Source organism: Allobosea sp. FW305-C-101 (assembly GCF_058783685.1).
Genome location: NZ_JBYSYT010000010.1, coordinates 24,388 through 36,674, shown reverse-complemented (window position 1 = coordinate 36,674; position 12,287 = coordinate 24,388). Strand labels below are relative to the sequence as shown.

General features: G+C 67.2%; 12 protein-coding genes. 9 read left to right on the top strand and 3 right to left on the bottom strand.

The genetic code is table 11. The features are described 5' to 3' along the window. The first annotated feature begins 10 nt into the window (after positions 1 to 10). Genes AC3WMA_RS24835 through AC3WMA_RS24815 form a run of 5 tightly spaced genes read left to right on the top strand, consistent with a single transcriptional unit; the run spans position 11 to position 5,386 of the window. The gene (locus AC3WMA_RS24835; protein WP_492287935.1) at positions 11 to 547 is read left to right on the top strand and encodes a GNAT family N-acetyltransferase; all 537 of its coding nucleotides are present in this window, start codon (positions 11 to 13) and stop codon (positions 545 to 547) included. Positions 548 to 586: 39 nt separating this feature from the next. Further along, on the top strand, positions 587 to 2,389 hold the full coding sequence (locus AC3WMA_RS24830) for an amino acid ABC transporter permease/ATP-binding protein (protein WP_492287934.1): 1,803 nt from the start codon (positions 587 to 589) through the stop codon (positions 2,387 to 2,389). 32 nt (positions 2,390 to 2,421) lie between these two features. Then, entirely contained in the window at positions 2,422 to 3,354 is a 933-nt protein-coding gene (locus AC3WMA_RS24825) for an ABC transporter substrate-binding protein (protein WP_492287933.1), read from the top strand. 44 nt (positions 3,355 to 3,398) lie between these two features. Further along, positions 3,399 to 4,331 carry an ABC transporter substrate-binding protein gene (locus AC3WMA_RS24820; RefSeq protein ID WP_492287932.1) on the top strand — a complete coding sequence of 311 codons (933 nt, stop codon included), beginning with the start codon at positions 3,399 to 3,401 and terminating at the stop codon, positions 4,329 to 4,331. Positions 4,332 to 4,348: 17 nt separating this feature from the next. After that, a complete protein-coding gene (locus AC3WMA_RS24815) occupies positions 4,349 to 5,386 on the top strand; it encodes an LLM class flavin-dependent oxidoreductase (RefSeq protein ID WP_492287931.1) in 1,038 nt (345 codons plus the stop codon). Between the two features lie 162 nt (positions 5,387 to 5,548). Here the strand turns inward: AC3WMA_RS24815 and AC3WMA_RS24810 are convergent, their stop codons facing one another. Continuing rightward, positions 5,549 to 6,559 (bottom strand): DUF2891 domain-containing protein, encoded by a 1,011-nt coding sequence (locus tag AC3WMA_RS24810; RefSeq protein WP_492287930.1) that lies wholly within the window; start codon positions 6,557 to 6,559, stop codon positions 5,549 to 5,551. Next, positions 6,556 to 7,482: a hypothetical protein gene (locus tag AC3WMA_RS24805; RefSeq protein ID WP_492287929.1), complete on the bottom strand. Its 927-nt coding sequence runs from the start codon at positions 7,480 to 7,482 to the stop codon at positions 6,556 to 6,558. The genes AC3WMA_RS24810 and AC3WMA_RS24805 overlap by 4 nt, the downstream gene beginning before the upstream one ends. A 23-nt stretch (positions 7,483 to 7,505) precedes the next feature. On the opposite strand from AC3WMA_RS24805, the gene AC3WMA_RS24800 reads away from it, so the two are divergent. Together AC3WMA_RS24800 and AC3WMA_RS24795 are read left to right on the top strand one after the other, a co-directional pair. Further along, on the top strand, positions 7,506 to 8,483 hold the full coding sequence (locus tag AC3WMA_RS24800) for a LysR family transcriptional regulator (RefSeq protein ID WP_492287928.1): 978 nt from the start codon (positions 7,506 to 7,508) through the stop codon (positions 8,481 to 8,483). Between the two features lie 142 nt (positions 8,484 to 8,625). Then, entirely contained in the window at positions 8,626 to 9,396 is a 771-nt protein-coding gene (locus AC3WMA_RS24795) for an HpcH/HpaI aldolase family protein (protein ID WP_047575359.1), read from the top strand. 38 nt (positions 9,397 to 9,434) lie between these two features. Here AC3WMA_RS24795 and AC3WMA_RS24790 read toward each other — a convergent pair whose 3' ends face one another. Further along, positions 9,435 to 10,406, bottom strand: coding sequence for a Bug family tripartite tricarboxylate transporter substrate binding protein (locus tag AC3WMA_RS24790; protein ID WP_492287927.1), 972 nt, complete (start codon positions 10,404 to 10,406; stop codon positions 9,435 to 9,437). A gap of 195 nt (positions 10,407 to 10,601) precedes the next feature. On the opposite strand from AC3WMA_RS24790, the gene AC3WMA_RS24785 reads away from it, so the two are divergent. Beyond that, a complete protein-coding gene (locus AC3WMA_RS24785; protein WP_492287926.1) occupies positions 10,602 to 11,303 on the top strand; it encodes a GntR family transcriptional regulator in 702 nt (233 codons plus the stop codon). Then, positions 11,293 to 12,210 (top strand): dihydrodipicolinate synthase family protein, encoded by a 918-nt coding sequence (locus AC3WMA_RS24780; protein ID WP_492287925.1) that lies wholly within the window; start codon positions 11,293 to 11,295, stop codon positions 12,208 to 12,210. The genes AC3WMA_RS24785 and AC3WMA_RS24780 overlap by 11 nt, the downstream gene beginning before the upstream one ends. Positions 12,211 to 12,287: the final 77 nt, after the last annotated feature.

Genomic DNA, 12,287 nt, shown 5'->3' with positions numbered 1-12,287 from the left:
AGGCTCCGCCATGGCCGATGAATTCTTCTACACGACCCCGCTCCACCCGCTCGCCCAGCCCTTGGTCGAACAGCTCACCTGGGAATATGCCACCCGCTATGGCAGCCAGTTCGGCGAGCCGCCCGGCGCCGAGATGAGCCGCTACCCGGCCGAACTCTTCGCCCCGCCGGACGGCAATTTCATGCTGCTGCTGCGCGACGGCCGGCCGATCGCCGGCGGCGCCTTCAAGCGCTACGACGAGCGCACGGCCGAGATGAAGCGGATCTGGACCCATAGCGATTTCCGCCGCCAGGGCCTCGCCCGGCGCATCGTCGCCGAGGTCGAGGCGCAGGCAATCCGGCAGGGCTACGGCAAGATCTACCTGACCACCGGCTTCCGCCAGCCCGAGGCCAAGGGCCTCTATCTGGAGACCGGCTACACCCCGCTCTTCGACGTCTCGGCCGATCCTGCGTTCTACCGGAAGCTGCCCTTCGAGAAGGAGCTGGTCGCCATCCCGGTTTCGGCGCCCCGGCCGCCCGACGCTCGCGCCGCGCGCAGCGCCGCCTGACCGGGCCGCTTCCCCCTCCCATAACAAGAAGAGCCAGCCATGACCCTCGCCAGCGACTTCGCGGGCTTGCCCGCGCACGCCCAGAATCCAGCCCCGCATCGCGATTTCAGCCGCTATCGCATCGTCCCCGCCCGCTATCCCGGGCGCACCATCGGCACGGTCTTCGCCGCTGTCGTGATCTTCGCGATCGTGAATTCGGTGCTCTCCAACCCGCGCTGGGGCTGGGACGTCTTCGCCGAGTGGTTCTTCGCCGAACCCGTGCTGGTCGGGCTCGGCCGCACGCTGTTTCTGACGCTGCTCGGCACGGTCTTCGGCTTCCTGTTCGGCACCTTGCTGGCACTGGCGCGGGTTTCCGGCTCGCCGCTGCTCGCCTCGCTGTCCTGGGGCTATGTCTGGCTCTTCCGCTCGATCCCGCTGATCGTGCTGCTGCTGATCCTGAACAATCTCGGCTATCTCTACAGCACGATCTGGCTCGGCATCCCCTTCACCGATATCGGCTTCGGCAGCTGGTCGACCACGCAGCTCATCACGCCCTTCTTCGCGGCCGTGCTGGGTCTCACCCTCAACGCCGCCGCCTTCTCCTCGGAGATCGTGCGCGGCGGCATCCTCGCCGTCGACCAGGGCCAGCATGAGGCCGCAGCCGCGCTCGGCCTGCCGAAGCACCGCCAGGTCTCGCGGATCGTGCTGCCGCAGGCGATGCGCTCGATCCTGCCGACCGCCTTCAACGAGATCATCAGCCTCGCGAAGGGGACGAGCCAAGTCTACATCCTGGCCCTGCCGGAGCTGTTCTACACCATCCAGGTCATCTACCGGCGCAATCTCGAGGTGATCCCGCTGCTGATGGTGGCGACGGTCTGGTACCTCGTCATCCTCAGCGTCCTCTCCTTCTTCCAGCGCCATATCGAGCGCCACTATGCCCGCGGCGCCCTGCGCAATCCGCCCCCGTCGGCGATCGACACGGCCCTGCGCTGGCTCGGCAGGAACCGCGTCGCCCCGGCGATGGCCGGCACCGGCTTCACTGCCCCGGCACAGGCCTCTGCCGCGCCGCGTACGGCCTCGCTCGCCACGCTCTCCCCGCGCAGCGGCGGCGAGATCCGCATCAGCCATGTCTCGAAGAGCTTCGGCCCGCTCAAGGTGCTCGACGATGTCAGCCTGTCGCTGCGCCCCGGCAGCGTCACCGCGATCATCGGCCAGTCCGGCTCGGGCAAATCGACCCTGCTGCGCTCGATCAACCATCTTGAGCGCGTCGACGAGGGCTTCATTGCCATCGACGGCGAGTTGATCGGCTACCGGCAGGACGGCGAGACGCTCTACGAATTGAAGGAGAAGGACATCCTGGCCCGGCGCGTCGATGTCGGCATGGTCTTCCAGAACTTCAACCTCTTCCCGCACCTGACCGCGATCGAGAACATCGCCGAGGCGCCGGTGACCGTGCGCGGCCTCTCCCGCGAGCAGGCTCTGGCGGAGGCGCAGGAACTGCTCGCCCGCGTCGGCCTCGCCGAGAAGGCGAACGCCTATCCGCGCCAGCTTTCCGGCGGCCAGCAGCAGCGTGTCGCCATCGCCCGCGCGCTCGCCCTCAAGCCCAAGGTCCTGCTCTTCGACGAGCCGACCTCGGCGCTCGATCCCGAGCTCGTCGGCGAAGTGCTCGACGTCATCAAGGAGCTCGCCCGCTCCGGCACGACTCTGGTCATCGTCACCCATGAGATCGGCTTCGCCCGCGAAGTCGCCGACCAGGTCGTCTTCATGGAGGCCGGCCGCATCGTCGAGAGCGGCGCCCCGGCCGACGTGCTCGGCAACCCCAGCCACAGCCGCACCCGCGAATTCCTCGCCAAGGTGCTCTGACCTCCTCGCCCCCCCTGACAAGGAAACCGCCCATGATCACGCGTCGTAACTCGCTCAGCCTCATCGCCGGCGCCGCCTCGGCCGCCATCCTGCCCGCCCGCTCCTTCGCCCAGCAGGGCATCGACCTCTCGCCCGAGCAGCCGGGGCGCCCCCGCGCGCAGATCGACGAGGCCGCGGTGAAGCTCATCGCCAAGGAGGCCAAATTCGCGAAGGACGGCGTCTTCACCGTCGCCAACAATACCGGGCGCTTCCCCTTCGGCGGCTATGCCAGCGACACCAAGACGATCATCGGCGCCGAACCCGATATCGCCCAGCTCGTCGCCGACGCGCTGGGCCGCAAGCTGGAGGTCATCCCGACCGCCTGGGCCGACTGGCCGCTCGGCGTCACCTCCGGCAAGTTCGATGCGGTGATCTCGAACGTCACCGTCACCGAGCAGCGCAAGGAGAAGTTCGACTTCTCGACCTACCGCAAGGACCTGCTCGGCTTCTATGTGAAGAAGGACAACGAGATCGTCATCCGCGAGCCGCGCGATGTCGCCGGTCTCAAGATCATCGTCGGCGCCGGCACCAATCAGGAGCAGATCCTGCTGCGCTGGAACGAGGCCAATCTCAAGGCCGGCCTGAAGCCCGTCGACATCCAGTATTACGACGACGATGTCGTGCTTTACCTCGCGCTCGAATCCGGCCGCGCCGACGCCTATCTCGGCCCGAATGCCCTGCTGAGCTACAAGGCCGCACGTGAGAACAAGACCCGGCTCGCCGGCAATTTCTCCGGCGGCTGGCCGATCCTCGCCGAGATCGCGGTCACGACCCGCAAGGGCGCCGGCCTCGCCGAAGCGATCACCCAGGCACTCAACACCCAGATCAGGAACGGCAATTACGCCAAGGTTCTGGCCCGCTGGAACCTCTCCGCCGAGGCGATCGAGGAATCCCGCACCAACCCGCCTGGCCTGCCGAAGGCGTGATCGCCTCGCCCGACCGCGGACACTTTCGAGAACTGGAGACCATCATGATCCCGCGACGGACACTGCTGTCGCTGCTCGTCGGCACGCTCAGCGCCGCGAGCCTGCCCGCCCTCGCCCAACAATTGCCCTTCGACCTCGGCCCGGAGCAGCCCGGCCGCATCCGCGCAGACAAGGACCCGGCCGCCATCGCCGCCGTGCCCAAGGGCTTCAAGTTCGTCGAGCCGGGCCTCTTCACCGTCGGCATCAGCCCCGGCGGGCCGCCGCTCACGACCTATGCCACCGACGCCAAGACCGTGATCGGCGCCGATCCCGACTTCGCCCTGCTGATCGCCGACAGCCTGGGCTTGAAGCTCAATCTCGTACCGCTGGCTTGGGCCGACTGGCCGCTCGGCCTGACCTCCGGGAAGTACGACGCCGTCATCTCGAATGTCGGCGTCACCGAGCAGCGCAAGGAGAAGTTCGACTTCTCGACCTATCGCCTCGGCCTGCACGGCTTCTTCGTCAAGGCCGACAGCAAGGTGACCAGCATCAAGGAACCGAAGGACGCAGCCGGCTTGAGCTTCAGTGTCGGTGGCGGCACCAATCAGGAGCGCATCCTGCTGGAGTGGAGCAAGCAGAACGTCGCGGCCGGCCTGAAGCCGCTCGAACTGCAGCTCTTCGATGACGAAGCCGCCCGCCTCGTCGCCTTGCGGGGCGGCCGCGTCGATGTCGTCGTCCAGCCCCACGCTCAGCTTGTCTTCATCGCGGCCCGTGACAAGGACATCAAGCGCATCGGCACGCTCAGCGCCGGCTGGCCGCTGAAATCCGACGTCGCGATCACCACGCGCAAGGGCAGCGGCCTCGTCGATGCCCTGACGCTCGCCACCAACAACCTGATCAAGTCGGGCAAGTACCGACAGGCGTTGGCCCGCTGGGGCATCGAGGAGGAAGCGGTCGAGCGCTCCGAGACCAACCCGCCCGGCCTGCCCAAGTACTGAGATCAAGACCGACTGACATGACGAAGCTCTCGATCCGGCACATCGCCTTCCTGACGCCCGGCAATTACGACGATGCCGATCCCCGCCGCGGGCTCGAAGACACACTCTCGCTCTTCGAGCATGGCGAGGCCATCGGCTTCGACAGCGCCTGGGTCCGTCAGCGCCATCTCGAACCCGGCGTGTCCTCGGCGGCGGCCTTCCTCGCCGCCGCGACCCAGCGCACGCACCGGATCGGGCTCGGCACGGCCGTCATCCAGATGGGCTACGAGAACCCGTTCCGGCTGGCGGAGGACCTTTCGCTGGTCGACGTGCTCTCGGCCGGCCGGTTGAACATCGGCCTCAGTGCCGGCCCGCCGCCCTTCGGCAAGCTTCTAGACGAGCGCCTCTTCGATGGCGATCCGGCTGCGATCGATTTCTCGCATGCCCGCGTCGCCCGTCTGGCGAAGAACATCGAAGGCAAATGGCTCGGCGATGCCGACACCCTTATCACCTCAGCCGCCGGCGAACATCGCCCGCGCCTGCGCCCGCATGCACCGGGCTTGCGTGAGCGCCTCTGGTACGGCGGCGGCTCGCTGCGCTCGGCCCGCTGGGCTGCTGAGAACGGCTTCCACTTGCTGGTCGGCAATATCAATACGGCTGAGGAAACCGACGGCTTCTTCGAAGTTCAGCGGAGCCATATCGAGACCTTCCGCGCCCATTGGAAGGGCGAAGGCCAACCACGCACCGCCGTCGGCCGCGTGATCGTCCCGCTCGACGGGGCCGATACGGCGACACGCCAGCGCTATCGCGACTATGCCGCGAGCCGGCACGCTCGCACGCTTGGTCCCCAGGGTGAGCGACGGACCCAGTTCGCGCCGGATCTCGTCGGAACCGCCGCCGAACTGATCGAACGCCTCGCGGCGGACCCGATCCTGCCGCTCGTCGACACGCTGCGGCTGGAACTGCCCTATAATTTCAGCATCGACGACTATCGCCAGATCATCGCCGATTTCGCGGGGCTGGTCGCCCCCGCGCTCGGCTGGCGCGGCGGCGTCGAGTTGAAGGGCGCGGCCTGACCGGCTTAAACCGCGCTGATTTTTCTCGGAAACACAGCGTCATCCCGGGCTTGCCCCGGGATCCATCGAAGGGCTGCGGAGCGCTACGATGGATCCCGGATCGGCGCTGCTGCGCAGCTTGTCCGGGATGACGCCCTGTTCACGTCGGAAATCAACGAGCCCTTACCGCTCCTCGATGGCGAGCACGGCGAAACTCGCAAGCCAGTGCTCGCCCATATAGTCGCCCGCAATATGCGGCAGCCCGGTCTCGAGATGCAGCCTTGCGGCATCCGCGATGACCGGGCGCCGCGCATCCCACTCCGGCAGCGCCGCCGCCAGCGCACTCCAGCACCAGGCGCGGCTGAGATTGAGCCCGTCGAGATGCGCGATCTTGCCGTCGGTCCGGTCCGTCACCGTCGCCGGCTTGAACAGGATCGCCGGCTGCTGCTGCGCGATGCGCGGCAGGAAGCGCTCGAACCAGGGCAGGAAGCGCTCGGCCGGCAGCAGGCGGCGCATGCACTCCGCCTCGATCAGCGCCGAGGACTGGAAATCGTCGCCGCTCGGCTCGCCCCAGGCCGGGCAATCCTCATCGGCGCCATACCAGCGTAGCGCCGTTTCGCGCAGCAGGGCCAGGAAAGCGCCATCCCCGGTCGCATCGGCATAATCCGCCGCCATCCGCAGGCCGAAAGCCGTGTTGAAATGCGTGCCGACCCGCACCGGATAGGTCGCGATCGGCAGGAAATCGCGAAAGCGCTGGGCGAAGGCGTCGGCCAGCGGTTCCAGCGCCCGGCTCCAGCGCCCGTCGTCGAGCCCCTTCAGCTCGGACGCGAGCTTCAGCAGCCAGCCCCAGCCATAGGGCCGCTTGAAGCCGCGCGCCGTCGGCTGGGCGAGATAGGCGCATTCCACCGCGATCTTCTCCGGGACGAGCTGCGCGTCGAACAGCGCGACGATATCGGCCGCGGCCTCCATCTTCGGATAGCGCCGCAGTAGCCGCGCCAGCATCCAGTAGCTGTGCACGCAGGAATGCCAGTCATAGCTGCCATAGAACACCGGATGCAGCTGGCTCGGCGTCTGCGCGTCCTGCGGTCCGGCCAGCGTATGGTCCGGCTTGTTCGGATACTCGCGGCGGACATGGCCGAGCGCGATCCGGGCGAAGCGCTGGGCGATCTCTTCGGTCAGCGTTGGGGTGGTCATGAGGTAGCTTTCTCCGGCGTGGCCCAGCGTATCAGGAATGCGATCAGGCGTGGGGTCATGTAGATCGGAAACTGCGTCGCGGCGAAGAAAAGCGCCATGGTCGGCGAGGTCGAGGCCCCGAGCGCCGACCAGACCAGCCCGACATTGCGATTGCCCAGGATCAGGCCGATGCCGAGCCGCTCGGCCAAGGTGCCGGGCAACAGCACCACGCCAAATCCCTGCAGGGCCAGATTGCAGGCGAAAGCCAACGCCACACAGGCCAAAGCAGCCATGGGCTCGGCCTCGATCTGGGCGCGGACCCCGGCCATCGTGGAAATCGCGAAGATCAACAGAGCGGCTAGCACCAATCCGTCTATGGCATCAGCATGGCGTTTCAAGGTTCCCGCCGCGCGTTGCCTCAGGACCAGCGCGACGCCTGCCGCCCCAGCGGTCAAAACGAACAGGCGCAGAGCCAACTCGACCGGGTCAAACGCAATCCCGGCGAACCATGACGCCAGCAGCGGCACGCTCAGCGGCGCCAGCGCCATCGACAGCAGGGCGACCGCAAGCGGGATCGTCGCATCGAGCCCCAGCATCCGTGCCACGGCAGCAGTTCCGCCCGATGGGGGCGCACAGACCGCGAGCACAATGGCAAGGGCCAGCTCTGGCCCGATCCCGATCACGCGAGCGGCCATCCCGACCAGCACGGGGCAGACCAACATCACCACGATTGGCAAGAGCGCCGAAAAACGCGGCTGCCTCAGCGTCCGCATGAAATCGGTCGCATTCACACGGAGCAGCGTGCCGAGCACGATCACGAAGATCGATGCCGCCATCGCCGGACGTGCGGCCTCTGCCAGTGCCGGAAAGGCAAGGCCGGCAAGCACACCGACAATCAGCAGGGTCGGCCCGCGCGGCGCAAGGCGCAAAATAGGATTCGTCATGCGGCGTCCGGCCTGTCGATCGAGTGCCGCTCAAGCTAAGTCGGGCAATTTCATTGTTGAAATTAATTTTTAATATCCTCATCATTGCTCATATGAATTTAGTAGCAATCGACCTCAACCTGCTGGTGGCCTTCGAAGCCCTGATGGAGGAGCGCCACGTCACGCGCGCGGCAAGCCGCATCGGCTTGGCCCAGCCTTCGATGAGCAGCGCGCTCCGGCGGCTGCGAGACCTGTTCGGCGACGAACTCTTCCTGCGTGGCCCCGGCGGCATGCAGCCGACCGACAAAGCGCTGGCCCTCGCGCAGCCGATCGGCGCAGCGCTGGAGCAGATCCGCGGCGCGCTCGCGCCCGGGCAGGGCTTCGATCCCGCCACCTCCCGACGACGCTTCGCGATTGCCGTGACCGATTACGGTGACCTCGTGATTGTGCCGACCCTCGTCGCGCTGTTGCGCCGGGAGGCGCCGGGCGTCGATCTTGCCGTACGCCCCATCACGGACGCCGCGGCGGCACTGGCAAAACTCGAACGCGGCGAACTCGACGCCCTGATCGGCGGCCATCTCCCGGATTCACCGGCCAGCCTCCGCCGCCCCCTGTTCGAGGAGCGCTTCGTCTGCATCCGCGATCAGAAACACGCCGCCGACGCGGCCGCTCTCGGCATCGGCGAATACGCCGCCCTGCCCCATGCCCTGTTCTCGGCAGCCGGTGGCGACGGTTTGCCGAGCGCGATCGACGACAGGCTGGCACGCCAAGGCCTGAAACGTCGCGTCGCGGTCACGCTGCCCCATGTCGTCGCCGTGCCCTTCGCTGTCGCTGGCACCGACCTCGTCGCGACCATGGCAGAGCGCGTGGCGCGGCGCTTCGCGGGGAGTGCCGGAGTTACGATGCTGCCGCTTCCCTTCGAGAGCACGGCCTTCGCCATCGATCTCGTCCACGCTCGGCGCGCGCTTGCCGACCCTGCCTTGCGCTGGCTCGCTGAAGCGATAACGAGGGCCGCCGCCTGATCCGCCATCAGGCTGCAACCCCGCCATCTCCTGCCGCCGGGTCTCCTTGCCCGCTCGGTATGATCTAACCAGGACAACGCACTCCCGCAGGCTTTGGCCCGCCGGGCAGCGCCGCCAATTCAATCGCCTGAGGGGAAACGCCGTGGACCTGCCTGCCAACGCCTTCAAGGCCGCGCTGAAGCGTGGCGAGCTTCAGATCGGATTGTGGAGCAGCCTGTGCAGCCCGATCGTCTCCGAGATCATCAGCCAGAGCGGCTTCGACTGGATTTTGGTCGATACCGAGCACTCCCCCAATGAGCCGCCGGACGTTCTCGCTCAATTGCAGGCCCTGAAGGGCGGCACCGCGACCCCGATCGTTCGCCCGGCCTGGAACGACGCCGTCCTGCTCAAGCGCCTGCTCGATATCGGCGTGCAGGCCGTGCTCGTGCCCTTCGTCCAGAACGCCGAGGAAGCGCGCAAGGCTGTCGCCGCCTGCCGCTATCCGCCCGCCGGCATCCGCGGCATCACGGTCAGCGGCCGCGGCAGCCATTACGGGCGCGTGCCGGACTACCTCAAGCGCGCCGATGGCGAGATCTGCGTGCTGGTGCAGGTCGAGACCGGCGAGGCGCTCGCCCGCATCGAGGAGATCGCCTCGGTCGACGGCGTCGACGGCGTCTTCATCGGCCCGGCCGATCTCTCGGCCTCGCTCGGCCATATCGGCAATCCCGGCCATCCCGAGGTTCAGGCTGCGATCCAGGACGCGGTGAAGCGCCTGACCGCGATCGGCAAGCCCGCCGGCATCCTGACGCCGTCCGAGCCCGATGCGCGCCGCTATATCGAATGGGGCTATCGCTTCGTCGCTGTCGGCTCCGATCTCGGCCTGATGACCAAGCATGCCGACGCGCTGGCCAAGGCTTTCGCCGGGCAGCGCTGATCGGCGTGACTTACGCCGGGGCGCGCGCGCCCCGGCCCTCACTCGATCTTCACATTCGCCTTCTGCGCGACTTCGGCCCAGCGCTTGGTCTCGGAGGCGATATGGGCGGCGAACTGCTCCTGGCTCGATCCGACCGGATCGACGCCAAGTTTCTTGAGCTGCTCGATCACCGCCGGCTCGCGCATGATCGCCTGCGTCTCGCTCGAAAGCTTGGCGGCGATCTCCTTCGGCACGCCGGACGGCGCGAAGAAGCCGTGCCAGGAGCTGGCGTCATAGCCCGGGATGAATTCCGACAGCGCCGGCAGGTCCGGAGCGACCGCGAGCCGCTTCGGCGTCGCGGTGGCGAGTGCCCTGATCTTGCCGTCCTGCACGTGCGGCCAGGCAATGGTGATGTTGTCGAAGGTGATCTGGATCTGGCCGGAGAGCAGGTCCTGCGTTACCTGCCCGCTCGACCGATAGGGCACATGCACCATGTCGGTGCCGGTCGAGACCTTGAACAATTCGGCTGCCATATGGGTCGAGGTGCCAGCGCCCGACGAGCCGAACGAGTATTTGCCGGGGTTCTTCTTCAGCAGGTCGATCAGCTCCGGCACGCTCTTCGCCGGCAGGTCGATATTGACCATCAGGATGTTCGGCACGCTCGCCACCTGCGAGATTGGCGCGAAATCCTTGATGTGGTCGAAGGGCAGCTTCGTATAGACGGCGGGGTTGATCGCATGGCTCGACACCGTGCCCATCGTTAGCGTGTAGCCGTCGGCGGGTGCGCGCGCGACCGCGGCGACACCGGTATTGCCGCCGGCACCGGGCCGGTTCTCGACGATGAACTTGCCGCCGAGACGCTGGCCCAGCCTGTCGGCGAGGATGCGTCCGAGCAGGTCGGTCGTGCCGCCGGCCGCGAAGGGTACGACGATGGTGACGACTTTGCTGCCGGGATAGTCGCCCTGCGCGAAGGCGGGCCCTGCCGCAGCCAGGCAGGCGGCGGCGATGATGGTTCTGCGCGTGATGCTCATCGGTTCGTCTCCCCGTCGCGGATAATTCCGCCTGCACCTCATGACGGGCGCTTGCTCAAGCGATAACACAGGATCGCAGATTTGAAATCTGAAATTTCAGATTGCTGGGCGCAGCGCTTTATGCTGTTTGATGGCCATGGCGCATGAGCTGGCAGCCGCGGTGGAGCGGCCTCAGTAGCGCGCCCCGGAAGAACCATGTTGCAGCCTGCCGTCGAACCCGTTGCGCCCGATCTGCTGCGCTCTCTGCGCGAGCATGTCCATGAGCGCCTGCGCCGCGCCATCGTCGCCGGCCGCTTCCGCAACGGCGAGCGCCTGAATGAGCGCCATCTCGCCGAGATGCTCGGAGTCAGCACGACGCCGGTGAAGGACGCGATCCGCAAGCTGGAGAGCGAGGGACTGGTCCGCACGGAGGCGCGCCGCGGCGTCTTCGTCGAGTTCTCGCCCCGTCAGGCATTGGAGATGGCGCTGGGTCGCGCCGCGCTCGAAAGCGTCATGGCCCATATCGCCGCCAATCACCTCACCGAGGCCGGCGCAGCCGAGCTCGGCAAGCTGATCGCCGAGATGGAGCAGGCGACCGAGCATGGCGATCTCGAAGACCTCGTCGCGCTGAACGAGGCCTATCACCGTGCGATCCACCGCATCTCCGGCTGCACCTATCTGGAGCGCCGCCTCGACGGCCAGCGCATGTACGACCATGCCCAGCGCATCGCCCTGCATTCCGAGCCAGATGAGCGCCGGAGAGGCTTCGAGGAACATCGCGACATCTACGAGGCGCTCCTGGCGCGCGATCCCGCGCGCGCCGAGCTCAGGATGCGCCGTCACATCGTCCGCTCGGCGAAGGCCCATGTCAGGTTGGTTTTCGGCGCGGATGCGGAGGGACTGGATTATGACGAATGACAAGGTCCGCCGCGCGCTGCGCGGCATTTCCGGCGTCCATGTCACCGCCTGGAAGGCGGATGGCGAGGCCGACTGGGCGCTGACCGGCAGGATCGTCCGGCGCATCGCCGAGGCCGGCATCCACAACATTGTCTCGGCCGGCAATACCGGTGAGTTCTACCCGATGACGACCGCCGAGGTGGAGCGCTCGCACGCGACCGCAGCGGAAGCCGCCGCAGGCAAGGCACTGGTCACCGCCGGCATCGGCCGTTCCCTGCGCGAGGCGATCGCGACCGGCAAGCTCGCGGCCAAGGCCGGCTGCGATGCCGCGATGGTCCACCACCCGCTCGACCCCTTCGCCGCACCGCAATCCCAGGCCGACTACATCCTCGCCATCGCCGAGGCGCTGACCATCCCGCTCGTCGCCTACATCCGCTCGGATGCGATCGGCGTGAAGGACCTGATCCGCGTCGCGACGCACCCCAATGTCGCTGGTGTGAAATTCGCCTCGCACAACATGATGCTGCTCGCCGACTGCGTGCGCGAGACGGAAGGCTCCTCCGCCAACTGGATCTGCGGCCTCGCCGAGGGCTGGGCCGCGCCCTTCTATGCGCTCGGTGCGCGGGGCTTCACCTCGGGCCTGATCAATGTCGCTCCGGAGCGTTCGCTCGCCGTCTGGCGCGCGCTGGAAGCCGGCGACTATGAAACGGCCCGCCGTGAGGTCGACGCCATCGCCGGGTTCGAGAAGCTGCGCACCAGATACGGCAACGGCGCCAATGTCACGGTGGTGAAGGAGGCGCTGGGCCTGCTCGGCACCGATGTCGGCCCGGTCCGCCTCCCCGGCCTGCCCGAGCTGAACGAGGCCGAGCGAGCGGAGCTGCGCGCCATCGTGTCGAGCTGGGGTGCGGTGAAGGCTGCCGCTGAGTAACGAACCGTCATTCTCGGGCGAAGCGTAGCGCAGACCCGAGAATCTCATGACAAGATGAGACTGGTTTCCGAGATGGT

What these genes read in the sequence shown, in the direction of transcription:
- AC3WMA_RS24835 (WP_492287935.1), top strand. Translation starts at nt 11, where the DNA reads ATGGCCGATGAATTCTTCTACACGACCCCGCTCCACCCGCTCGCCCAG.
- AC3WMA_RS24830 (WP_492287934.1), top strand. Translation starts at nt 587, where the DNA reads ATGACCCTCGCCAGCGACTTCGCGGGCTTGCCCGCGCACGCCCAGAAT.
- AC3WMA_RS24825 (WP_492287933.1), top strand. Translation starts at nt 2,422, where the DNA reads ATGATCACGCGTCGTAACTCGCTCAGCCTCATCGCCGGCGCCGCCTCG.
- AC3WMA_RS24820 (WP_492287932.1), top strand. Translation starts at nt 3,399, where the DNA reads ATGATCCCGCGACGGACACTGCTGTCGCTGCTCGTCGGCACGCTCAGC.
- AC3WMA_RS24815 (WP_492287931.1), top strand. Translation starts at nt 4,349, where the DNA reads ATGACGAAGCTCTCGATCCGGCACATCGCCTTCCTGACGCCCGGCAAT.
- AC3WMA_RS24810 (WP_492287930.1), bottom strand. Translation starts at nt 6,559, where the DNA reads ATGACCACCCCAACGCTGACCGAAGAGATCGCCCAGCGCTTCGCCCGG.
- AC3WMA_RS24805 (WP_492287929.1), bottom strand. Translation starts at nt 7,482, where the DNA reads ATGACGAATCCTATTTTGCGCCTTGCGCCGCGCGGGCCGACCCTGCTG.
- AC3WMA_RS24790 (WP_492287927.1), bottom strand. Translation starts at nt 10,406, where the DNA reads ATGAGCATCACGCGCAGAACCATCATCGCCGCCGCCTGCCTGGCTGCG.
- AC3WMA_RS24785 (WP_492287926.1), top strand. Translation starts at nt 10,602, where the DNA reads ATGTTGCAGCCTGCCGTCGAACCCGTTGCGCCCGATCTGCTGCGCTCT.
- AC3WMA_RS24780 (WP_492287925.1), top strand. Translation starts at nt 11,293, where the DNA reads ATGACGAATGACAAGGTCCGCCGCGCGCTGCGCGGCATTTCCGGCGTC.